The sequence below is a fragment of the Modestobacter sp. URMC 112 genome, assembly GCF_053502575.1.
This window is the reverse complement of the sequence record NZ_CP199957.1, coordinates 1,853,580-1,875,566: the sequence shown is the minus strand read 5'-3', so window position 1 is coordinate 1,875,566 and position 21,987 is coordinate 1,853,580. Positions and strand designations below refer to the sequence as shown.

The window sequence follows — 21,987 nt, the reverse complement described above, 5'->3', positions numbered from 1 at the left end:
GTGCTCCGATCGGCCGGGCGGCGGGTGGTTCGGGTGGGGGCCCGGGGTCCGCGGGCGCGCGTGGACGCTCGCGGACCCCGGTGGTGAGGGGCTCGATGGCCTCGTCCAGGGCCCCACGCCGAGCGGAGCGAGGGGCGGGGAGGACGAGGTCCTTCCTCAGCCCTCGAGGAGGCCGTTCCACCGCTCGGTGAAGGCGGCGATCTCCTCGTCGGAGATCAGCTCGTAGGGAGCGATGATCACGTTCTCCTCACCGACGGCGTCCACGACCTCCTGATAGGTGTGCAGACCCTCGGTGGCCTGGACGCTCTCGCGGTAGGCGGTGAGACCGCCCTCGGCCACGGCCGCCTGGCCCTCCTCCGACAGCACGAAGTCCAGGAACAGCTTCGCGGTCGCCGAGTGAGGCGCCCCCGGGGCGATGCCGATCCCGCGGGGCAGCACCACGTCGCCGTCCTCGGGGAAGACGACGTCGAGCAGTCCACTGCTGTCCTCGACCACGGGGTACGTGGGCGCGGCGTTGATGTTGATGCCCGCCTGGTACTCCCCGGCGACGATCTTCTCGATCTGCGTGCCCGAGCTGGTCTCCGGGCGCGACAGCGGCAGGATCTGCTCCATGGACGACCAGAGGTCGGGATTGCCCTCCATGAGGTTGTAGGCGACGGTGAAGCCGAAGGCGCCGCCGATGTCACGCACCGTGATCTGGTCCTGGAACTGGTCCGGGTTCTCGGAGACGATCCGCGCCAGGTCCGCGTAGCCGGTCGGCGCCTCGGCCAGCAGCGACGTGTTGTACGGGATCACGATGGGGTCCATCGAGAAGCCGTACACGTTCGGCATGAGCGTGGCGAAGTCGGGCAGCTCACCGAGTTCGGGCGACTCGTACGTCATCACGTTCGCGGGGTCCTGGCCGTACTCGGCCCACGCCTGCGCAGCATTGGACACCAGGATGTCGGCCGGGCTGCCGCCCGTGGCCTGCTCGGAGAGGACGCGCTGGAAGACCTCGTCGCTGTCCAGGTTGTTGGCGTTGATGGTCTCGACCCAGTCGTACTTCTTCTGGAAGTCGCGGAAGATCGGGGCCCAGTTCTCCTGGTCGGTGTTCGAGTAGATCTCGAGCTCGCCGCCCTCCTCCTTGGAGGCGTCGATGAGCTCCTGGTAGTCCGCGGGGTAGTAGTCCGGCACCTCACCCACGGTGATCTCGTTCTCCGGGGCCTGAGCGGTCTCGGTGTCCCCGCCGCCACCACAGGCAGCGAGCGTGGACATGACGACGAGGGCGGACAACGGGCCGACGGCGGCGCGGCGAGCGAGCGACCGCTTCCGCAGAGGCGATGAGTGGCTCACGGTTCGACTCCTGGAGTGAAAGGGCGACACCACTGTCGCCGGCAGCCCACTGTGATGCTTATAACCTATGACTGTCAAGCCCTGATCGCCTTCAACCCAGACATCGCACTGGAGGTGAGGCAGCCTGACAGCCTTGTCTGTCTCAGAACCCCCGGGTCTGTAGCGTCACCACGCTGGAGTGTTGCGCTTGGCTTCGACGGCGCGGTGGGTTATAACCGACTGACCGACAGGAGGCACCATGACCCAGCCCGCAGAGCTCTACGCGACGAAGAGCGACTTCGCGTACACCCGGGTGCGCGAGCTGATCCTCTCCGGCGAGCTGGAGCCCGGCTCGGTGATCAACCAAGCGGTGCTGGCCAGGGAGATCGGCATCAGCACCACACCGTTGCGTGAGGCGCTGCGGCGGCTGATGCAGCTGGGCCTGGTGGAGCTGGACGCCCACCGGGACGCACGGGTGACCCAGCTGAACGCCGAGGAGGCGCGGGACCTCCTGGAGGTCCGCCGGTCCCTCGATCCCATGGCCGCCGGCCTCGCCGCTGAGCGGCGCACCCGACAGGATCTGGTCGAGATCCGGACCAGCCTCGATGGCCTCGAGGCCCTCCCCAGCAACCCCACGGTCACCCAGCTCATCGCGCACCGCCGCTTCCACACCGCCATCTACCGCGCCTCGCACAATGCGCTGCTCATCGAGATGCTCGACGGCCTCTGGGACACCGCGGACCGCTACCGCCGGCACGGTCTGCAGGTCGAGCGCAGCGCCGAGGAGCGGGCCATGAAGGCCCATGAGCACACGCTGCTGTTCCAGGCCATCGAGGAAGGCGACGCCGACACCGCCGCCGACGTGATGCGTGCCCACATCCAGACCAGCCTGGGCGCGAAGTCTGCCTGGCGTCTGGCGAAGCCGGGCGCGGCGTCGGACGACGTGTGACGGGTGCGGCCGCGGGCACGGCAGGGGTCCCGGGGCGGCGCCTGCTCGGGGTGCTGCTGGTCCACTCGGTGCTGACCCAGGTCATCACCTTCGTCGTCCGCCCCGCCGTGACCTACCGGGCCATCGAGCTCGACGTCCCGACTGCATGGCTCGGCGCGCTCGCCGCGTCGTTCGCCGTCGTGCCACTCGTGCTGGCGGTCCCCTCGGGCCAGGCCACCGACCGGTTCGGAGAGCGCCGGGTGATGCTCGCCGGCGCGCTGCTGCTCAGCCTGTCGGCCGGGATCCTCGTCCTCGGTGGCGGATCTCCGGCCGGCCTGGTCGCCGGCATAGTCGTCCTCGGCACCGGACACCTGCTCTGTGTCGTCGGGCAGCAGGCGGCAGTCGCGAACGCCGCGCCCAGCGGCTCCCTGGACGCGGCCTTCGGCTACTACACCTTCGCCGCGTCGCTCGGGCAGGCCATCGGCCCGGGGCTGATCATCGTGGCCGGTGGCCAGCAGCAGGTCCCGGACACCGGCGCGCTGTTCCTCGCATCAGTCGGCATCGGCGTCCTCCTCACGCTCAGCGCCGTGCTCATCAGGATGCCTGCCCGATCGACCCCGGCGCAGGAACAGGAGGCCGGCGGCATGCGGACCCTCGTCCGCCTGCCCGGCCTCGTGCGGGCGCTGTTGGTGAGCTCCATCGTCCTCGCCGCGGTGGACATCACGCTGGTCTACCTGCCCGCCCTGGGCGCGGACCGCGGACTCGCTGCCGGTTTCATCGGGCTGCTGCTGACCCTCCGGGCTGTGGCGTCGATGACCTCCCGCTTGTTCCTCGGTCGGCTCGTCACGCTGCTGGGCCGGCGCCGGCTCATGATCGGCACGGCGGTCCTGTCGGCGCTGTCGATGGCCGCGCTCGGGCTGCCGCTGCCGCCGGTCGCCATGGCGGGCCTGGTGGTCCTGCTCGGCCTCGGCCTGGGCGTCGGACAGCCCTTGACCATGGCCTGGCTGGCGACGTCGGCGCCGGCCGGCATGCGGGGCCGGGCCATGTCCCTGCGGCTGACCGGCAACCGGCTCGGGCAGGTGGTCATACCCAGTGCGGTCGGAGCTGTCGCCGCCGGCGTGGGCGCCGCCGGGGTCCTCTGGACGACCGCCGTCGCTCTCACGGTCGTCGCCAACCTCGCCCGGGGATTCGCTGGAGAGACCGGACCCCCGACCACCACCTGACCCGCACCACCCATCGATGGACACGACAGACGGAGGAGTCCCCATGGAGTTCACGACGGCCGACCTGTACGACGAGCACGGCGACGAGCTGGCATCCTGCGACGTGCAGTTCCGCCAGTTCGGTGCCCACCGCAGCTTCGCCGGGCCGGTCACCACCGTCCGTTGCCTCGAGGACAACGCCCTGCTCAAGTCGATCGTGCAGCAGCCGGGCGAGGGCCGCGTCCTCGTCGTCGACGGCGGCGGATCGCTGCACCGGGCCCTGATGGGCGACAACATCGCCACGATCGCCGCTGACAACGGCTGGGCGGGAGTCATCATCCACGGTGCGGTCCGCGACGTCGCGGTGCTCGAGACCGTCCCCGTGGGCATCAAGGCGCTCGGCTCGAACCCGCGCAAGAGCACCAAGACCGGGTCGGGGGACCGTGACGTCCCAGTCACCTTCGGCGGCACCACGTTCCACCCCGGCGACCAGGTCTGGTCCGACGACGACGGCGTGGTCGTGCTGCCGGTCACTGTCTGAGAGGTCGAGCAACCGGCCCCTCCCCCGCCCCGCGACGCATCCCGGGACGACGGGCGCCCCAACCCACCATCTGTGGGTCCGGGCGTCCGGGATGTCGTGAGACATCACAACCAGGGCGCGAGAACTCGCCCGATAACCCACCCGCTCACACTCATGCGCGACCTGCGGCTTCACCGCCCTGGACAGCGCTTACGGGTCCCGCTCCCCGAAGATGCCTGGTGAGCCGATGCGGGTCCAGCCCAGCCGGGCCAGGCGTCCTGCCAGCGAAGACGCCTGATCCACGCCAAGCGCAGGGTAGGCACTGTGCTATTCGCCGGGAAATCCCGGTTCTCCAGTCATCCTTCAGAAGACCTCCAGTCAAGACCCGGTGGGGGAACCTGCGGACGTCCGAGAATGCCTATTGGACCCGGGCGCCCAGCCGGCCGGCTTCTCGGAGCCCGAGCGCTCCCCATGGGGCGCCTGCCGTGACAGTCGACGCCGCTCGGGCAGTCCTCGCCGCCATCGCTCACTCCGAGCCTGCCGCCCCTGCATGGCGGACACCGGCCGGCGCGACGATCTAGATCGCCATCCCTCGCGGGGCCTTCGGCAGTGGCGTCCGCCCCTCCCCCGGCGTCATGCGGTTCCACAGCCGCCGGCTGTCATCCCGTCGGCCGAGCCGTCACATCCGACGAGTGGCCCGCGTAGGGCGAGTACCGGATGACCCTCGCCAGCTCATCGACCGCAGCCGCGGAGGCATTGCTCCGTATGTCCCCAGGCGGCTTCAGTGCCTGGTCCTGATCCCCTCCGGCCTGGCTCGGAGCGCTGGGGTGACTCGGCAAGCGGACCAACGGCTTGCGCTTGACCGTCAGCGAGCTCCCGTCGCCACTCGTGCGCCCGGACGGTCGCGAGTCGATTGAGCAATCCGGCTCGCCTTGGCCACAGTCCCAGTGGCCGTCCTGGCTGCTCGTTGCGTGTCGTGCGTCCCCGTGGCCAGCGAGGGTCCAGTCGCGCGCCGGGAAGACCCGTGGCCGCCCTGGTCCATCGGGGTGGACCAGGGCCGCATCCCTCCGAGGAGCTCCGCATACCGCAGACCTAGTCGCGTGAGCCTCCCTCCGTCACCCGGTCCCGAGCGCCCCGCGCAGGATGCTGATGGCCTGTGCGATCGCCCCGCGAGTGGCCTTCGTGGCGCTGAGGGGGTTCAGCATCATGAAGTCGTGTGTGATGCCGTCGTAGCGGACGGTCGTCACCGCCACGCCGGCCGCTCTCATCGCGGCGGCGTAGGCCTCCCCCTCGTCCCGCAGCACGTCGGCCTCGTCGACGGCGACGAAGGCTGGCGGGAGCCCCGTCAATTGCTCCGGGCTGGCCCGTAGCGGCGATGCCGTGATCTCCCCTCTCTGGGCCACGTCCGGCACGTAGGCGTCCCAGAACCAGGCCATGGTCCTCGCGGTCAGGAAGTACCCGGTCGCAAACTGCCGGTAGGAATCTGTGTCCATCGCCGCGTCGGTCACCGGGTAGTACATGGACTGGTGGACGAAGGTGACGTCGCCCCGTTCCTTGGCCATCAGCGCGAGCGCAGCGGTCATGTTGCCGCCGACCGAGTCCCCCGCGACGGCGAGCCGGGACGTGTCGATCCCGTGCGCGCCACCTTCTCGGCCGATCCACTGAGCCGTCGCATAGCCCTGCTCGATGGCCACCGGGTAGCGGGCTTCAGGGGACCGGTCGTACTCGACGAAGACGATCGCCGCCTGGACGCCCACGGCCAGCTCACGCACCAATCGGTCGTGGGTTCCGGCGTTGCCGAGGATCCAGCCGCCGCCGTGCATGTAGAGAACTGCAGGCAAAGGCCGGTCCGCGCCTTGAGGACGCACGATCCGCACCCGGACATCGCCGACCGACGCCTCGACGGTGACCCACTCGTCGTCGACCGGCAGCTTGTCGACAGGAGCCGCCTGGACGTCGTCGAGGATCTTGCGGGCTGCATCCGGCGTCAGCTCGTAGAGCTGCGGTGGTTGCGCTGTCGCGTCAGCGAACTCCTGAGCTGCCTTCTCCAGGACGACGGGGCGGGTCATCTGCATGGTCATGGTCAGGCACCGACCGGCGACGAAGCGGACGCCGCCTCGAGGATCATCTGCACCGTCTCGGTTGGGTGCGACATGCCCACCACGTGGGAGGCACCGGCGATCTCCACCGTCCGGCGGGCCCCGGCCCGCTCGGCCATGATGCGGTGGGCCCCGACCGGGATGTTGAGGTCGAGTTCCCCGAAGATGAACCAGCTCGGGACGGTGCGCCACAGCGGCGTGTCCCCTGACGGTTCGAACAGCGCCGCCTCCGTCACCGGTCGCTGGGTCACCGCCATCACCGCCGTCTGCTCCTCCGGGAGGTCATCGGCGAACTGGTGGTGGTACTTGGCCGCATCGATGTAGGTGTCCACCGCGCCGTCCGAGAGGGGCACCCGCAGCAGCGCCGGCCCCAGGGTCCCTCCCGGCGCGAGGGCGGAGGCGTCGCCGCAGCTCTCGCCGGGGAGCAGCGCGTAGCCGGCCACGAAGACGAGCGCTTGCACGTCTCCGGCGTCTGCGGCGACGTTGGTCATCAGCGCCCCGCCGAAGGAGTGACCGACGAGGACCACCGGGCCCTCGACGCTGCGCACGAGGTCGCTGAGCGCGACGGCGTCCCGGGCCAGCCCCCGCAGTGGGGCAGCCCAGGCGATGACTCGATGCCCTTCGCTCTGCAAGGGGCCGATCACGTCGTTCCAGCTCGACGACTCGGCGTACGCACCATGCACCAGGACGACGGTCGACTTCATAGCGGCTCCTTGGCGTGACGACGGCGGCGCGGTCGGCCGCCCGGCTGTGTACGCAGCCGAGTCTTCTGCGACGGTCGCCAGGCAGACATCGGTTGGCTGACTCAAGGCCCGGGCAGCCCAGGCGGTCGACGGGCACGTGCCGACGCGTCCGCTCGGCTCCAGTTGTCCGGCCAGGACGACGCGAGGAAGCAGGCGGCTCGAGCCTTCGTCGCCGATGGCAGGGCGCCGATCCGACAAGCATCTGTCAACCGACCCAAGTTCTTGCCACGGTGTGCCTTGACCTGGTGAGCAGATCTGTGAATGCGAGAGACTCTCGCCACCTCCGCAGTACTCCTGCTGATCGGCGGTGCTTCGCCGGCGTCGCGCCAGCCAAGCGAAGACGTCTCCGAGGGGGTTCAGTGCTTGAGGTCCTGGCTTCCGATCGGAGCACCGGGCCGCCGCTCCTGGGTCGGGACGTGGAAAGCGCTGCCCTGCGGTCCTTCGTGCACAAGGCCGCCGACTTCGGGGCGGCGATGCTCGTGACCGGGGATCCCGGGGTCGGCAAGTCAGCGCTGCTCGACGCGGCAGAGCACGAGGGCCGGTCGGTCGGCGTGACGGTCGTCCGGGCCGCGGGTGTCGAGTTCGAGGCCGAAATGAGTTTCACCGGGTTGCACCAGCTGCTGTTGCCGCTCCTGGGGCACCTGGAGGACCTTCCCGCACCGCACCGGGAAGCTCTGACCGTGGCACTAGGACTCGGTGCGGGTCCCGCTCCCCGACGCCTCCTGGTGTCGGCCGCCGCTCTGGGGCTGCTCGGCCGGGCCGCCGAGACCCGCCCGGTGCTGGCGATCGTCGACGACCTGCCCTGGTTGGACGGTTCGAGCGTGCGGGTCCTCGGTTTCGCGGCCCGTCGCCTGGATGCCAGCCGCATAGGTTTCCTCGCTGCGGCGCGGACCGGTAGCGACTGTCCACTGCTCCACGCCGACCTCCCGCAGATCGATGTGCGACCTCTGGACCGGCAGGCATCGAGCGATCTCCTGCTCGCCGGCTTCCCGACACTCGAGAGCCAGCTTCGGGAGCGCGTCCTGACCGCGTCCGCGGGGAACCCGCTCGCCCTCCTCGAACTGCCCGCAGTACTCGGGGCCGAGCGGCGACGTGGCTTCGAGGGCCCGCCTCCCGCCTTTCCCCTCAGCGCCCAGGTGCACAAGGTCTTCGCGCGACCGCTCGCCGACCTGCCCGCTCCGACCCGCCGGCTGCTGGTGCTCACTGCGCTGGACGGGACCGGGGACCTGAACACGTTGCGAGCCGCTGCAGGGGACGATCGTTGGCTGGACGAGCTGGCACCCGCGGAGCGCGCCCGGCTGGTTCGCATCGATCTCGAGCTCGACCGCATCACCCTTCGACATCCGCTGATCGGGTCGACCGTGGTCGCTTTGTCGACCAGCGCTGAGCTGCGGCGCGCGCACGCGGCTCTGGCCGACGTGTTGATCGATCGACCGGAGGAATGCGCATGGCACCTGGCGGCGGCCGCTGTCGGTCCGGACCGACGGGCAGCCGACCTGCTCGAGGTGGCGGCCCAGCACGCCAGACGCAAGGGCGACGTCGTCCGCGCTGTGAAGGTCTTGCTGCAGGCGGCACAACTGACCCCGCCCGGCGCCGACCGCGCACGTCGCCTTGCCGCCGCCGCGTTCGAGGGCGCCGATTCCACGGGCGAGCTGCGGAACGTCCCGCTGCTGCTGACCGAGGCGCGCACCGCCGACCCGGACACCACGGGCTCCCTCGAGATAGCCGCCGCAGCGGCGCACCACCTGTTGAACGGAGAAGGTGACGTCGAAACCGCGCACCTGGTCCTCGTGGGAGCCATCGACCACGCCATGACAGAGGGGGCGTCCGCCGATCGCGTCAACGACGCTCTGCACAGCTTGATGCTGGTGTGCCACTTCGGCGGGCGAGATGAGTTCTGGCGTCCTTTCGAGCGAACACTCGACGCGTTGGGCTCGGATGCCCCGCCGGTCCTCGCTGTGTCGAGGACCGTTTTCGCCGATCCCATCAGCGCCGCACCAGGCGACTTCGCGCGGCTCGATCGACTCGTGGCCGAAGGCAACGCCGGCACCGACCCCAGCCACATCGTCCGGGTCGCCATCGCGGCCTTCTACGCGGATCGCCTGGCCAGCTCCCGTCCGGCCCTCCTGAGAGTCGTGAGAGACGGACGAGAGGGCGGCGCCGTGGCGTCCGCCGTCAACGCCCTGATGATGTTGTGCCACGAGGCCTTCGACGCGGGTCGTTGGGACGAGGCCGAGCGGACAGCGGACGAGGGTGTCGCGTGGGGCGAGGGCCTCGGGTATCGCATCATCACGTTGCCGGGCGTCTACTGCGAGGCCCTCGTCGCTGCGGCCCGCGGCGACGACGGGAGGGCGGAGTCCCTCGCGCGGGAGCTGGTCGACTGGGCGGTCCCGCGTGGCGTAGGGGTCTTCGTCGACTTTGCGCACCGGATCCGCGGATTGTCGGCCCTCACCCGGAGTGACTTCGAAAGTGCCTACCGGGAGATGACCGCGATCAGCTCCGCCGGCACCTTCGCCGCTCATGCCCCGGTCGCTCCCTGCGTCGCTCTCGACCTCGTCGAGGCAGCCGTGCACACGGGGCGCCACGCAGATGCGGTGGCACACGTCGCGGCCATGCAGCGGGCCACGCTATTCGCTGCACGCCCCCGCTTCGCTCTCCTCCTTGCCGGTGCGCTGGCCCTCGTAGCACCGGAAGAGGACGCTGCCGGACTGTTCGAGCGAGCACTCTCTGCGCCTGGAGCCGGTACCCACGTCTTCGAGCGGGCCCGGATCTCGCTGGCCTACGGCGAACACCTACGACGACAGCGGGCCACCGCTCTGTCCCGCATCCAACTGACCGCAGCCCTGGAGCTCTTCCGGAAGCTCGGCGCCCACCCGTGGGCGGACAGAGCCGAGAACGAGCTGCGCGCCACCGGAGTGACGCATCGGCACGACGGCCCGGAGCGTGGAGTGGCCGCCTTGACGTCGCAGGAGTTGCGCATCGCTCGTCTCGCGGCTTCCGGACTGTCCAACAAGCAGATCGGTCGCCAGCTGTACCTCTCGCCCCGAACAGTGGGTGCGCACCTCTACAAGCTGTTCCCCAAGCTCGGCATCGCGTCCCGCGCCGCTCTGAGGGATGCTCTGTACGAAGCCGACGGGGAACGGCCCGACGAGGGCCGTGCCCTCGGGATGCCAACGCCCTGACCCCCGCCTGGTGGTCTTGTCTCCCGGCTCCGCAGCGTCCGACGCCGACCGGCGGCACGCGCGTGCGTCGACGCGTTCGAACCTGGGCGATCACAGGAAGCGCTCCTTTCCGTTCGGGTCTTCACGTGGGCAGTTCACGGCTACGCCCAGACGGGACTGCTCCCGGTTCTGCCTGGTCAGGCGGGTGGGTCGAGATGCCTCGCCGCCTGTCCGGGAGTTGTCCGGACATCCAGCGGAGCCTGGCAGGCCGTCACAGCGCCGTTGGGGACTTCGGGGGCTCTGCGGATTCGCCCGATAACCTTCCGACTTACGCTCGCGGCCGACCTGCGCTTTCACCGCGATACACAGCGCTGAGGGGGTGTGCACCCCGAAGATGCCGGGCGAGCCGATGCGTGTGCAGCCCCGCCGGGCTAAAAAGCCGGCAGCCGACCCGGCCTGACTCAGCAGTGGAGTGCTCGCACTCCCAGCTCCGGGCCCTGACCGGACGGCACCGAGGATCCCCGAGTGACGAGGCGCTCACCGACTCGGCTGACGCCTCGCTCCTCGGCCTCGTCGGCGTACTCCGTGCTCGGCGAGCATGTGCGGACGGCGGGGTGCGACCGGTGGGCCGCTCGACGACCTCCGAGAGCGAAGGGCGAGCGGAGCGTTGCCGATCACGATTCGCTCAACTCGCGGCCGCACGCCCGGTTCGGGCGGGGGGCGGCGTTCCGGCGAACTCGGGCGGGGGTCGGCGTGTCCTGGACGACCCCGCTGTCGACGGCCGGACGACGGTGCCCAGCACTGTTCGGGCATCGGGCGCGTGGGAGGAGCAACGCCAGGCAAGCAGGAGTAGACGTAGTTGTCCGCAGGCGAGTAGACCGGGTGCCTCACTGAAGCGAAGGAGTGGGCACATGACCACTGGTGGCCAGGAGACCGGACAGGTGACCGGTACGCAGGACAAGGACTACAACCTCATCTGGTTCACCGAGCAGTGCCTGAGCAATGCGCTCCGGCTGGAGACCTACGTCCAGGACGCCGACCGCGATGGCGACAGCGAAGTCGCCGACCTCTTCCGCAAGGCGCAGGCAGAGAGCCGCAAGGGCGCCGAGCAGGGCAAGCAGTTGCTCAAGTCCCGGCTCAGCCGCTGATCGAGCCAGCTGATGAACGAACCCCTGAGGCGGCTGTGACGCCCCCTCAGGGAGTCGTGCTGTCCCGGCGCAGCCGCGCCGGGACACCACGACGACGTAGCGCGGTCCCGCGTAGGGCGAGGGCGGACCCGTCGCGGCTGATCCTGCGATCCCTGGCGACTCATCTGCCGGTCAGCACCGCGACCGTGGTCAGGAACGAACATCGCTGCGCTTGCTCACCGCTCGCGCCTTCCGTCGACGCTGCCGTCACCGAGGACATCCGGCGACCACGTTCGTAGGACCGCGTCCAGGCTGGCGAGTTGGGCCTCGATCCTGGCCAGGCGTACCTCGAGACGACGCTCGAGGACCTCCGCCTCCGCCTCCATCGCCCGCTCTTCCGCAACGGCGACTCGGAAGGCCACCGCCAAGGCGACGACCGCTGCCACGGCACCGATGATCGCCACTCCCGCCACCATCACACCGGTGGCGATCAGACGACCCGTCGTCGTCACGGGAACGTGGTCGCCGTAGCCCACTGTCGTCATGGTGGTCACCGACCACCACACCGCATCACCCCACGACTGCAAGGTGCTCCCCGGTAGCCCGCGCTCCACCCACCAGAACGCGGTTCCGCCGCCCAGCACCACCAGGCCCGCCACGATCGTCACCACGAGGGAGAGGCGAACGACCACAGTCCACGTCACTCGTCGCGGAGAGGTCACCCCACCATTCTCCGCGGACGGCCGCGAGGCACAGCGTCGGAGTGGTGGTCACCGCCTGCTACCTGGCAGGCATCGGTCCATCAGGACCGATCCCCCGAGGACACCCCGGCGAAGCGCCGCCGGGCGGGGGATCGCCCGAACCGGGGCACTCGAGGTCACGGGGGCGGCGACCTGCTGTGCGAGCCTTGCTGAGACGGCGTGGCGGGCGGCGGCCGCCCTGGCGTCGGGTCGGAACCTGCGGTCCGCGTCGCAGGTGGCCGGCTGACATCCTGATCGAGTCGCCATCTGACAGGAGGCCTACGTGACCGGCGGTTTCAACTTCCCGAAGCCCGAATTCGACATCGAGGCGACCGTCGACCGTGCGATGGCGTTGATCAACAAGACCTTGCAGCCCTCGCTCGAGGATGCTCAGAAGGCCGTCGACAAGGTCCGTGCGAGCAAGCCGCTGGTCGCGCCCAGGGACTTGGTCGACCAGGTGACGCGCGGGAACCGGATGAGGGCGGCTCGGGCCGTCTCCTTCTCGTTGCCCTCGATCCTCCCGGGTGTTGGAACGGTGATCTCGGCGGCCGCGGTCCCGATCGCCTTGAGGGAGGTCCTCAAGGAATCGGTGAGTGCGGCGATCAAGGTCGGACTGCTGTTCGACAGAGACCTCACCGACCCAGAAGTCACACGCGTCGCCGTCCTGCTGGTCCTCACGGAGGGAGCGGTCAAGCTCGACAAGACCGGGAGGATCCGTCCCGACGCTGTCCTCGGACGCCACGCATCGCTGTTGAGCAAGCCCGCCTCATACGAGGCTCTGGCAACCCTGACGGCGAAGGAGCGGCAGGAGATCGCCGCTTCGCAGTCGGAGATCCTCCGGGCCTGGGCACTGGCGGTCGGTCCGCCACTGCTGGCCGGGCTGTTGCCGTTCGGCCTGGGACCCATGGCCGCTGCGAACTACATGCAGTACGTCCTGAAGGGCACGGTCACGTCCGCCAGCAGGGTCTTCGGACCCGCTGGACCCGTGCCGGTGACTGTCGAGGAGATCCCCGAACGTGAGGTCCAGCAGGACGAGCCCGGGTCCTGAGCCATCACACGAGGGAGCTGTTTAGCGGAGCGTCCGGTGAGGACCCGGCGAGGCCCCGCCGTCGTCCGCCGCAGCCGCGGCTCCACGGCGCTGAGGTCGCTGGGCTCGTGAGCCCTAGCGGCCGATCGCGGTCCGCGCCAGAGTGGCCAGGGAGCGCATCCACGCCACGGGGGGACGAGTCACGCATGACGGCCAGCGACGTCAGCATCCCGGCGCCAGGGGGACCCCTGCCCGGCTACCTCGCCGCGCCCAGCGGGTCGGGCCCGTTCCCGGGTGTGGTGGTCCTGCACGACCTCGTCGGCATGAGCCACGACCTGCGCGAGCAGGCAGACTGGCTGGCGGGCGCCGGTCACCTCGCCGTTGCCCCGGACCTCTTCCGCGGCAGCCGGCGCCCGGCCTGCATCATCCGGATGATGCGCGAGACCCGGCGCCGTCGCGGCCCCACCTTCGCGGACATCGAGGCGACCGGCCGCTGGCTCGCCGAGCGACCCGACTGCACGGGCCGGGTCGGTGTGATCGGCTTCTGCCTGGGTGGTGGCTTCGCTCTGTTGCTCGCGGCCGAGCACCGGTTCGACGCTGCGAGCGTGAACTACGGGCCTGTCCCGAAGAAGACGTACAGCGACGAGGTCCTCAGCGGCGCGTGCCCGGTCGTCGGCAGCTACGGCGCCAAGGACCCTGGCAATCGCGGCGCCGGCGAGCGGCTCTCGCGGGTCCTGACCGCGGTCGGTGTCGACCACGACGTCAAGACCTATCCGGATGCCGGGCACTCGTTCATGAACGACCACGATCCCGCCGACCTGCCGGCGCTCTTGGCCGTGCAGTTCCGCCTCGCCGGGAACCCGTACCACGAGCCCTCGGCTCAGGACGCCCGCCGCCGGATCCTCGACTTCTTCGGCCGCCACCTGACGCAGTGATCCGCCCTCGCTCATGGACTGCGGAGAGGGGATCCGCGGCGTGCGGCCGGTTCTCGCGACGACCGGCCCGCAGCCTCATCGGAGGGTCAGCGGGGTCGGACGACGAGCAGTGCGACGTCGTCGTCGGCCGGCCCGGTGATCACACGGTCGAGGACCTCATCGCAGACCTCGGCGGCGGAGCGGCCCGCGAGACCCGCGAGCACCTCGGACAGCCGCCGGAGACCCTCGTCGATCCCGGTGCGCTGGTGCTCGAGCAGCCCGTCGGTGTACAGCACCACGGTGTCACCAGGGCGCAGCTCCAGCAGGTGGTCGCTGCGCCCCGTGGCAACGCCCGTGCCCAGGAGGCGTTCGGCCGGGCGCTCGAGCACCTCCACGCCGCCTCGCTCCGACAGCAGCAGCGGGGGCGGATGACCGGCCGAGGACCAGCGCAGCACCCACCGCCGGACGGCACCCGACGGTGGAGGCTGCTCCAGGGAGGCGACCAGCACGGTGGCCAGCGTGCCGAAGCCCAGCCCCGTCAGCGCCCGGTCGGTGCGCTGCAGTGTCGCGCCGGGACCGTCTCCGTGGTCGTACGCGAGGGCGCGCACGGTGCTGCGCAGCTCCGACATGGCCGCGGTCGCGTCGACGGAGTGCCCGGCGACGTCGCCGACGACCAACGACATCGCGCCGTCCGGCTGGAGGAATGCGTCGTAGAAGTCACCACCGACCAGGGTGTGCCGGCTCGCCGGCCGGTAGCGGACGGCGATGTCGAGGTCGTCGGTGCGCGGAGGAGCGGTCAACAGGCTCCGCTGCAACGTCTCGGCGACCCTCAGCTGGCGGCCGTACAGCCGGGCGTTGTCCAGCGCCAGTCCGCCGCGGCGAGCGACCTCGACGGCGGTCTCGACCTCGTCCGGGGTGTGCGGCGGCCGTTCGCCGGCGTTGACGAGCGACAGGGCGCCGATGGTCTCGCCGTGGACGATCAGCGGCAGCAGTAGGGCCGAGCTGGCAGCCAATCGCTGCCAGGCCGCCCTGACCGGCTCGCTCGGCAGCGCCGGACCGGTGAGCCCCGGGTCCACGCTGGTCAGCTGCACCGGCTGGCCGGAGAGCAGCGCCGTCATCAGCGCCGGGCGGTCCCGGGCGCCGCTCAGGCGACCGGCGAGGTAGGTGTCGAGGTCCTCGAGACGTCCAGGGTCACGGTGCGCGCGCGCTGTCCGGGGCGCCCCGCCGTCGTCGCCGAGCACGGTCACGGTCGCCCAGTCGGCCAGCCGGGGCACCACCAGCCGGGCCAGTCGGTCGGCCGTCTCCCCGGTGTCGAGACTACGGATCATCGCGTCGCTGACCTCGGCGAGGAAGGCGAGTCGATCGCGGTCGCCGGGCGGCCGATGCCACGGGCCTGCGAACGGGAGACCGCCCGTGGCGGCGTCGGTCACGATCCCTCCGTCCCGTTCCGCGTCTCGGAGTGCCCGACGAGCAGGGACCCTACGGGGCTGCGGCCGCACGGTCCTCACCACCCGCCGGGGTGGGTCCGACCCTTCTGCAGCTGCTGTAGACGCATGCCCACCGCTCGGTCGACGGTCCGATCCGGCGGAGCGCCATCCACGACGCGCGTCCGTCCGGTACGTCATGACAGTGGCCGGTGGACCATGCAGTGCTGGTCCATCAGCGCGAACACCGCCGCCGCTGCCAGGCGCATCCGCCGGCCGCGCCCCCCACCTCCACGGGGAGCTGGTCTCAGTCCGTCCTGGACATCCAGACTGTGCGCGCCGACACGTCCCGCCCGCGTGGAGATGACGGGTGACGGCGTGGAGGGACCGACCATCGCGACTCGGTGCGCACCGCCGGGCGACCCAGGAACGAGGCAATCCGTGTCACAGCCCCTGCAGCCGGTCGACCTGACCGTCGTCGACACGAACACCGCGGAGTGGCGGCTCTTCCCTGTGCCGTACCTCGGCGCGGAGCTCGAGCACATCCCGCTCCTCGCCGATCCCGACACCGGCATGATGATCCTCAAGATGACGTACCGGGCGGGCTTCACCAACCCGTGGCACAACCACCCCTGCGCCCACGGCTTCTACGTCCTCGAAGGGACCCTGAACACCCACAAGGGTCAGTACCCGGCCGGCAGCTTCGTGTGGTTCCCGGAGGGTGGGGTCATGGAGCACGGAGCGACCCAGACCGAGGACGTCACCTTCCTGTTCATCACGAACAAGCCCTTCGAGATCCACTTCGTCGGTGACGAGAGCGACCCCGGCGCGCCCACCATGGCCGGGTGAGCCGCCACCGGTGGGTCGGCGGTGCGCTGGACGACGTCCCGGCTCGTCACCCAGCTCCAGGGCTCGCGCCGGCCTCGCATCGCGGCGGCGTCATCGGCTGGGGCGTGCGGCGCGGCGCGCCGACACCACGAGTCGCTGCCGAGCTGCGAGACCCGGTCCCTTCCGCGCCACCGGCCAGACGCTGAGTCATGACGGCACGGCCCCATCCGCCCGTGACGCCGCCCCCCGCGGCTCCGGTTCCCCGGTCCCTGCGCTGACACTTCGGGGCGCGACCGGAGCGGGGTACTGGAAGGTGTGGCGCACGGGTCCTCGCCGAGCGAAGTCGGCAGGGCTGACACGGCAACCACCAGGACAGTCGACATGGACCAGGGTGCCGCCGCGCCATCCCAGTGCTGCCAATGTCCCGCAGCACGGGCAGACCTCCCACGTGACGCGCTCGCTCACGGCATCCTCGCCGACGCCACGGTCGCTGGACTTCCCGAGTGACGCGTGAGATGGACGACCCGTGTGGACACGACTGCTCCCGACCTCGCAGGGGCCGGGTCCAGGGCCACAGTGAACGACTCGTCGAGGTAACCCTTCCGGCGTCGCCTCAGCCACTCGAAAGCGGCATGGACAGCGGAGCAGTGACCTCGATGGCGAGTCAGTGGACCTCGCGCCACGGACTGCTCACGTTGCGTGGACCGGTGGGTGAGCCCAACGTCCTCGACGGGCTCCGGCGTCGTGCTCGCTGGGTCGGCGAGGAGCCTGTGACCGCCGCAGTTCTGCTCCACCGCGGCACAACGACGTCGCAGCTCCCGCCATCGGGCCTTGCGGGCAGCCTCCGTCCTCGCCATCACGGGAGAGGCGGTGCGGTCAGCTCCTCCGCCACCACGACGATGCTCTGATCCCGGCGCCTCGACGCATCCTCGCCACCGCCGGCCCGCTCGATGAACGCGCCGCGCCGATCCCCGTTCCTCCCCGCCATCGGCGCGGGCGGAGCGAGCCCGTGCTGGGCGGCGACCTGGTCCTGGCCGGCGTGCGCCGGGTTGAGGGCCAGGACCACCTGCAGATCGCCGCACCCCGCCTGGCCGGTGCCGGAGGCGGCTGCGGCATGCGCGTCCGAGTCGCCGACCTCCGTGGACGAGACGACTCGGATCACCGGCCGAGAGGCGTTCGAGTCTGTGGCGAGTCCGCCCTCGGGATCCCGCGAGGAGAGGGTCTGCTCCCTGAACCCGACCAGGGTCAGCAGCCGGGTGACCTGCCCGGGCCCGGCCTGCAGCACCAGCGGGACCCCCCGCACACGGGCCGTGCCGCTCGCCGCCAACAGGGTCCGCAGGCCGGCGGCGTTGATGAAGGTGACCTGGCGCAGATCGACGGTCACTGCGACCGGTCGCACCTCCCACGTCCGGGTCAACGTCGACCGCAGCAAGGGACACGTGGAATGGTCCACTTCCCCGACCACGGTGATGAGGACCCGTCGCGGCCCGACCGTCAGCTTCTCGACCTCGATCACGCGATCGCCATCGCTGAACAGAGACGTCACGCAGCTGTCGGACATGGCTCGCCTCTCACTATTGCGAGGGTCGCCGGGTCCGGGGCCACCTGGAGCGCGCTTGTGCGCTGCCCACAAAATAACGGCGGCCGTTCCAGGTCACAATGGGCGGAAACGGGTCGTTCTCGCTGCGGGGAGGCCTCCGCACGCCGCTCCTCTCAGTCACCGAGTTCTCACCGCCCCCCGCCCCTGTGAGTCGCTGCGAACGGCCGCCGTCGCGTCCCGAGGCGACTGGTCGGCCACCAGTTGCGTCCGTACGTCCTCGGTGGGACCGACCCGGATCAACAGCCAGTGGAGGCGGACGGTCTTGGTCGTGGGCCCTCGCTGGCCGACGACACAGACGCGGCAGGGGTGTGCACGCCAGCAGACGTCGTGTGCTGCCTGGCACCGACGGGCGACCTCGTCCGGCCGCCCGCGCCTCATCGTTGAGGAGGCCGCCCCCGTTGTTCGACCACGGCGGCTGCGACGTCGTGCAGCGACTGACCGCTGCGTCGGGCGTGGTCACGCATCCGGGCGAACGCCTGGTCCACACCGACGCCCGTGCGTTCGGCCAGCATCCCCTTGGCCTGCTCCAGCACGACCCGGCTGTTCAGTGCACCTTGCAGCTGGTCGGCCAGCAGCTCGCGAGCCGAGATGGTGCGCTCGGAGATGATCGCGACCGACGCCACGTCAGCCAGCGCCCTGGCCAGCTTGAGCTGACTGCCGACCAGGGCGCCTTCGGCGATGCGGAAGACGTTCATCGCGCCGATGACCTCGTCCCGCAGCCGTAGCGGCACGGCCTGTGCCGAGGAGTAGCCGATCGCCTGTGATCTCGCAGCGAAGGTCGGCCACTGCGACCGCATGGCGGGGAGGTCCGGCGGGGTCACCGGCTGGCCACTGCGGAAGCTGTCCAGACAGGGACCGGAATCGGCTTGCAGCTCGAACAGCTCCAGCAGCCTCACGTCGTGCGAGGTGGCGGCCAGCACCTGGAGCTGCCCACGCGAGTCGGCCAGCATGATCCCGGCTGCATCGGCGTCCAGGAGTTCCACCGCCCAGTTGACCAGGCGGTCCAGGAAGTCGGTGACGTCGAAACCGGACACCAGTGAATCGGCCAGTTCGACGAACGCATCGGCGATCAGGTCTTCACGTGTGCTCATCGGGTTCCCTCTCCTCGGAGCCATCGCCGTCATCAACCCGGTCCCGATCACCGTCAGGGTCGCCGCTGGCCGCGCCACCGGACTCGACACCTGCGCGGCTGACCACTCCGGCCTCAGTGTGGTCGAACCTCGTCCGCCGGGACACGACTTCTTCGGCGACTGCCCGCAGGGACCGCCCAGAGGCGAACGCGGCGCCCCGCAGCCGCACCAGCGCCACGTCCAGGGTCACGTCCAGTTGGACGGCGACCATCCCGGCGGCCTGGTGCACCACCGGCCGGATGTCGGCCAGCTCCATGAGGTCCCGCAGGGACCCGGCCGCCCTGCCGTCGTCGGTCATCAGCAGCAACACCGCAACGGCCGCCTCGGCGTGCACCCGCAACGCCTCCAGTGCGTCCACAGTGAGGGAACCCCGAGCACGGCGGTAGACGTCCAGCACACCCATCCGCACGACGCCCACCTGCAGTGGCGCACTGAATGCCGCACGGATGCCATGCCCGCCTGCCTGGCGGCCGTACTCCGACCAGCGGTGGTCAGCACCCAGGTCAGGGCTGTGCACCATCCGTCCCGTCGCGGACGCCATCTGACACGGCCCCTCCCCCAAGGCGAACTGGAGGTCCTCGCCCACCTGACCCATGCCCCGAGTGGCCGCGACCACCGCGACCGGGCCGCCGGCATCGGCGACCGCCAGCCCCACGCCGTCTGCTCCCAGGGCATGACAGCAGCTCTCGACGAGCGCCTGTGGCCAGGCCGGGCGATCGCCACGGCTCACGACCGCAGCGAGCACGCCAGCCACCCGCGGTGACATCGGCCTGTGGTCAGCGGTCATGTCCGACACCGGTGACGACGAGCGAGGCAGAAGAGCTCCGGCACCCGATGCGGAGAGGCGGTCAGCGTGCGCATGTCCATGTGCGGCCCTCAGTCCCTGGCGAGGTCTCACCACCGGGTCTCGGGCAGTGACCCGACCATATCCCGACGGCGCCCCGTCCGGGGAGGACGGTGCGCGGGGCGGCCGGGCACGCCGGCTCCCGTCCAGCCCCGGCGCTCCACACCCCACCTGTGCCGGGCGCCGATCGACCACCTGTCCCCGCGGTCGCGAGCGGAGTCCCCTGGTGGACCCCAGAGCGCTGCAGCCCGGTACATCCCGGCCAGGAGCCGCGCCACGGTGGTCTCGCCTGTGCCCGGGTCCCCGAGGAACACCAGGTGCTGGCACGTCGCCACCACGGGCAGGCGCCTGGTGTCCTCCCGGTCGCCGGGGACCTACGATCGCCATGATGGCCGACCGCTCGCACACCCAGGTCGCTGTCGGGCAGCAGCTGTATGCCGTGCTCGAGCAGTGTCGGAAGCCCGACGTGCTCTGGGACAAGCTCGCGACGGGCAACTACGACTGGCTCGGCGTCCGGCGCAACGGGAAGTACGTGCTGGGACGGCCCCGACTGTCCGCCGTCGACCCGGAGGAGCCCGGCCCGCCACCGGACGCCCGGGCACTGCACCGCATCGAGTCGCTGGGTCCGTTGCAGCGCACACCGCGGTGGGAGGCCTTCCCGACGCCCGAGGAGGCCCGGGAGACCTTCCACCGCCTGGTGCGGGGGGATCCGATCACTCCGCTGCGCACCTCCGGAGTGTGGCGGGCGCGCCTCGTCCTGGACGGCCACCCGGTCGAGGAGCGGCTGGTCGTCCGCCCGCTGCCGCGGCTGCTCTGACTCCGACGACGACGGTGCCCGCCACCCCGGCGAAGGAGTGGCGGGCACCGTGGGGCGGTGGGATCAGCCGCCGTGGACGCCGACCGGGGCCTCGCGGACCTCGGCCGGCGAGTGGGACCGGAAGTCGTCCTCCAGCTCCTCCAGCGAGCGCCCCCGGGTCTCCGGCGCGAACCTCTTGACGAAGGCGAGCGAGCCGACGTTCACCAGCGCGAACAACCCGAAGGTCGCGCTGGCCCCCAGCGCCGCCACCAGCGGCGGGAACGCGAAGGAGATGGCCGCGTTCACCGTCCACAGCACGAACACCGCGATGCCCATCGCGAAGCCGCGGATCGTCATCGGGAAGATCTCCGAGAGCAGCAGCCAGACCAGCGTGCCGATGAAGGTCTGCACGAAGAAGACGACCAGCAGCATCGCGGCGAGGATCAGGTAGCTCCGGAACGCGGACTCGGGCAGCAGGAAGGACAGCGCCAGGACGGCATGCCCGGCTGCCACACCGGTGAACCCGGTGATGAGCAGCGGCCTGCGGTTGTGCCGGCCGATCAGGACGATCCCGAGGACGGTGCCGATGATCGCCACGACCCCGACCGTGATGGTGAGGACGAGGGAGGCGCTCGCCCCCAGCCCGGTCGACTCGAGGATCGTCGGCGCGTAGTAGTTGACCGTGTTGATCCCGGTGGCCTGCTGCACCGTGGCGAGCCCGCAGCCGAGCCACAGGGTCCGGCGCATCCACGGGAACGCCCGCAGGTCACGCATGGCCGCGCCCTTGTCCTCGGACGTGTCCCGCTTGGCGTGTTCGGCGATCACGTTGTACTCCTCGGCCGCCTCTGCGGGATCCCGGCTGAGACCGAGGACCCGCCTGGTGTCGTCGAGCCGCCCGCGCACCGCGTACCAGCGGGGCGAGTCCGGGAGGAAGAACATGCCCACGAACAACGCCACCGCGGGGATCGTGGCGATCCCGAGCATCCACCGCCAGACGTTCGCGTCCTCGATGACGGCGTCGAGCACGGCGTTCATGGCGAAGGCGAGGAACTGCCCGGTCACGATCATGAGCTCGTTGATGGTGACCATGCGACCCCGCCGGTCGGCTGGGGCCATCTCGGCGAGGTAGAGCGGGCAGGTCACCGCGGCGGCGCCCACGCCGAACCCGAGCAGGACCCGGCCGGCGATCATGATGGGCACGTTGGGCGCGATGGCACAGATCAGGGCCCCGAACAGGAAGAGCCCCGCGCAGACGAGCAGGCTGCCCTTGCGGCCGAGCACGTCGGCCAGCTTCCCGCCCAGCAGCGCGCCGAACGCGGCTCCCGGGAAGAGCAGGGAACTGACCACCATCGCCTCGGTGAAGGTGGTCAGGGCGAGGTCGTCCCGCATGTACAGCAAGGCGCCGGAGATGACCCCGGTGTCATACCCGAACAGCAGACCGCCGAGGGTGGAGATCACCGTCAGCTTGACCAGGAACCTGTTGTGCGCAGGTGATCGCTGCGCTCCGGTGGACGTCCCGGAGGACGAGTGGATCGACATGGGCTGCTCTTTCAGAGAGGAGACCGTCATGGCCCCGGGTGTGGATGGCAGGAG

The 21,987-nt window shown here is 70.6% G+C and carries 18 protein-coding genes; 9 read left to right on the top strand and 9 right to left on the bottom strand.

From position 1 onward, the window contains the following. Positions 1 to 156: 156 nt before the first annotated feature. On the bottom strand, positions 157 to 1,254 hold the full coding sequence (locus ACWIX6_RS08815) for an ABC transporter substrate-binding protein (protein ID WP_448616469.1): 1,098 nt from the start codon (positions 1,252 to 1,254) through the stop codon (positions 157 to 159). A gap of 316 nt (positions 1,255 to 1,570) precedes the next feature. On the opposite strand from ACWIX6_RS08815, the gene ACWIX6_RS08810 reads away from it, so the two are divergent. Genes ACWIX6_RS08810 through rraA form a run of 3 tightly spaced genes read left to right on the top strand, consistent with a single transcriptional unit; the run spans position 1,571 to position 3,982 of the window. Further along, complete coding sequence (locus ACWIX6_RS08810) at positions 1,571 to 2,260, top strand: GntR family transcriptional regulator (RefSeq protein WP_448616468.1); 690 nt, start codon at positions 1,571 to 1,573, stop codon at positions 2,258 to 2,260. Positions 2,261 to 2,310: 50 nt separating this feature from the next. After that, positions 2,311 to 3,462 (top strand): MFS transporter, encoded by a 1,152-nt coding sequence (locus ACWIX6_RS08805; protein WP_448616467.1) that lies wholly within the window; start codon positions 2,311 to 2,313, stop codon positions 3,460 to 3,462. 43 nt (positions 3,463 to 3,505) lie between these two features. Beyond that, on the top strand, positions 3,506 to 3,982 hold the full coding sequence (gene rraA / locus ACWIX6_RS08800) for a ribonuclease E activity regulator RraA (protein WP_448616466.1): 477 nt from the start codon (positions 3,506 to 3,508) through the stop codon (positions 3,980 to 3,982). A gap of 1,094 nt (positions 3,983 to 5,076) precedes the next feature. Here rraA and ACWIX6_RS08795 read toward each other — a convergent pair. Both ACWIX6_RS08795 and ACWIX6_RS08790 read right to left on the bottom strand, forming a co-directional pair. After that, positions 5,077 to 6,042, bottom strand: a complete 966-nt coding sequence (locus ACWIX6_RS08795) for an alpha/beta hydrolase (protein WP_448616465.1) — start codon at positions 6,040 to 6,042, stop codon at positions 5,077 to 5,079. A gap of 2 nt (positions 6,043 to 6,044) precedes the next feature. Then, entirely contained in the window at positions 6,045 to 6,764 is a 720-nt protein-coding gene (locus ACWIX6_RS08790) for an alpha/beta fold hydrolase (RefSeq protein ID WP_448616464.1), read from the bottom strand. A 14-nt stretch (positions 6,765 to 6,778) separates the two neighbouring features. On the opposite strand from ACWIX6_RS08790, the gene ACWIX6_RS08785 reads away from it, so the two are divergent. Next, a complete protein-coding gene (locus ACWIX6_RS08785) occupies positions 6,779 to 9,985 on the top strand; it encodes a helix-turn-helix transcriptional regulator (protein WP_448616463.1) in 3,207 nt (1,068 codons plus the stop codon). Positions 9,986 to 10,875: 890 nt separating this feature from the next. Beyond that, complete coding sequence (locus ACWIX6_RS08780; protein WP_448616462.1) at positions 10,876 to 11,112, top strand: hypothetical protein; 237 nt, start codon at positions 10,876 to 10,878, stop codon at positions 11,110 to 11,112. Positions 11,113 to 11,327: 215 nt separating this feature from the next. Here ACWIX6_RS08780 and ACWIX6_RS08775 read toward each other — a convergent pair whose 3' ends face one another. Then, positions 11,328 to 11,762 carry a potassium channel family protein gene (locus tag ACWIX6_RS08775; RefSeq protein WP_448616461.1) on the bottom strand — a complete coding sequence of 145 codons (435 nt, stop codon included), beginning with the start codon at positions 11,760 to 11,762 and terminating at the stop codon, positions 11,328 to 11,330. Between the two features lie 352 nt (positions 11,763 to 12,114). Between ACWIX6_RS08775 and ACWIX6_RS08770 the strand changes: the two genes are divergently transcribed. Together ACWIX6_RS08770 and ACWIX6_RS08765 are read left to right on the top strand one after the other, a co-directional pair. Then, positions 12,115 to 12,879 carry a hypothetical protein gene (locus ACWIX6_RS08770; RefSeq protein ID WP_448616460.1) on the top strand — a complete coding sequence of 255 codons (765 nt, stop codon included), beginning with the start codon at positions 12,115 to 12,117 and terminating at the stop codon, positions 12,877 to 12,879. A 185-nt stretch (positions 12,880 to 13,064) separates the two neighbouring features. Then, positions 13,065 to 13,793: a dienelactone hydrolase family protein gene (locus ACWIX6_RS08765; RefSeq protein WP_448616459.1), complete on the top strand. Its 729-nt coding sequence runs from the start codon at positions 13,065 to 13,067 to the stop codon at positions 13,791 to 13,793. Positions 13,794 to 13,879: 86 nt separating this feature from the next. On the opposite strand, the gene ACWIX6_RS08760 is transcribed toward ACWIX6_RS08765, so the two are convergent. Then, positions 13,880 to 15,202, bottom strand: a complete 1,323-nt coding sequence (locus ACWIX6_RS08760; protein ID WP_448616458.1) for a PP2C family protein-serine/threonine phosphatase — start codon at positions 15,200 to 15,202, stop codon at positions 13,880 to 13,882. A gap of 435 nt (positions 15,203 to 15,637) precedes the next feature. Here ACWIX6_RS08760 and ACWIX6_RS08755 point away from each other — a divergent pair, with 435 nt between their 5' ends. Continuing rightward, positions 15,638 to 16,045, top strand: coding sequence for a cupin domain-containing protein (locus ACWIX6_RS08755; protein ID WP_448616457.1), 408 nt, complete (start codon positions 15,638 to 15,640; stop codon positions 16,043 to 16,045). A gap of 835 nt (positions 16,046 to 16,880) precedes the next feature. Here ACWIX6_RS08755 and ACWIX6_RS08750 read toward each other — a convergent pair. The 3 genes from ACWIX6_RS08750 to ACWIX6_RS08740 all read right to left on the bottom strand — a co-directional run bounded on the left by ACWIX6_RS08750 (position 16,881) and on the right by ACWIX6_RS08740 (position 19,541). Beyond that, positions 16,881 to 17,585 carry an STAS domain-containing protein gene (locus ACWIX6_RS08750; protein ID WP_448616456.1) on the bottom strand — a complete coding sequence of 235 codons (705 nt, stop codon included), beginning with the start codon at positions 17,583 to 17,585 and terminating at the stop codon, positions 16,881 to 16,883. A 413-nt stretch (positions 17,586 to 17,998) separates the two neighbouring features. Continuing rightward, on the bottom strand, positions 17,999 to 18,715 hold the full coding sequence (locus tag ACWIX6_RS08745; RefSeq protein WP_448616455.1) for a GAF and ANTAR domain-containing protein: 717 nt from the start codon (positions 18,713 to 18,715) through the stop codon (positions 17,999 to 18,001). Continuing rightward, positions 18,702 to 19,541, bottom strand: a complete 840-nt coding sequence (locus ACWIX6_RS08740; RefSeq protein ID WP_448616454.1) for a GAF and ANTAR domain-containing protein — start codon at positions 19,539 to 19,541, stop codon at positions 18,702 to 18,704. The genes ACWIX6_RS08745 and ACWIX6_RS08740 overlap by 14 nt, the downstream gene beginning before the upstream one ends. Positions 19,542 to 19,986: 445 nt before the next feature. Here ACWIX6_RS08740 and ACWIX6_RS08735 point away from each other — a divergent pair, with 445 nt between their 5' ends. Next, positions 19,987 to 20,415, top strand: coding sequence for a hypothetical protein (locus ACWIX6_RS08735; protein ID WP_448616453.1), 429 nt, complete (start codon positions 19,987 to 19,989; stop codon positions 20,413 to 20,415). A gap of 63 nt (positions 20,416 to 20,478) precedes the next feature. Here ACWIX6_RS08735 and ACWIX6_RS08730 read toward each other — a convergent pair whose 3' ends face one another. Further along, positions 20,479 to 21,933, bottom strand: a complete 1,455-nt coding sequence (locus tag ACWIX6_RS08730) for a sugar porter family MFS transporter (protein ID WP_448616452.1) — start codon at positions 21,931 to 21,933, stop codon at positions 20,479 to 20,481. Between the last annotated feature and the right edge of the window lie 54 nt (positions 21,934 to 21,987).

Coding starts and splice junctions, on each gene's coding strand:
- ACWIX6_RS08815 (WP_448616469.1), bottom strand. CDS start 1,254: ATGTCCACGCTCGCTGCCTGTGGTGGCGGCGGGGACACCGAGACCGCT.
- ACWIX6_RS08810 (WP_448616468.1), top strand. CDS start 1,571: ATGACCCAGCCCGCAGAGCTCTACGCGACGAAGAGCGACTTCGCGTAC.
- rraA (WP_448616466.1), top strand. CDS start 3,506: ATGGAGTTCACGACGGCCGACCTGTACGACGAGCACGGCGACGAGCTG.
- ACWIX6_RS08795 (WP_448616465.1), bottom strand. CDS start 6,042: ATGACCATGCAGATGACCCGCCCCGTCGTCCTGGAGAAGGCAGCTCAG.
- ACWIX6_RS08790 (WP_448616464.1), bottom strand. CDS start 6,764: ATGAAGTCGACCGTCGTCCTGGTGCATGGTGCGTACGCCGAGTCGTCG.
- ACWIX6_RS08780 (WP_448616462.1), top strand. CDS start 10,876: ATGACCACTGGTGGCCAGGAGACCGGACAGGTGACCGGTACGCAGGAC.
- ACWIX6_RS08765 (WP_448616459.1), top strand. CDS start 13,065: ATGACGGCCAGCGACGTCAGCATCCCGGCGCCAGGGGGACCCCTGCCC.
- ACWIX6_RS08750 (WP_448616456.1), bottom strand. CDS start 17,585: ATGTCCGACAGCTGCGTGACGTCTCTGTTCAGCGATGGCGATCGCGTG.
- ACWIX6_RS08745 (WP_448616455.1), bottom strand. CDS start 18,715: ATGAGCACACGTGAAGACCTGATCGCCGATGCGTTCGTCGAACTGGCC.
- ACWIX6_RS08740 (WP_448616454.1), bottom strand. CDS start 19,541: ATGACCGCTGACCACAGGCCGATGTCACCGCGGGTGGCTGGCGTGCTC.
- ACWIX6_RS08735 (WP_448616453.1), top strand. CDS start 19,987: ATGGCCGACCGCTCGCACACCCAGGTCGCTGTCGGGCAGCAGCTGTAT.
- ACWIX6_RS08730 (WP_448616452.1), bottom strand. CDS start 21,933: ATGTCGATCCACTCGTCCTCCGGGACGTCCACCGGAGCGCAGCGATCA.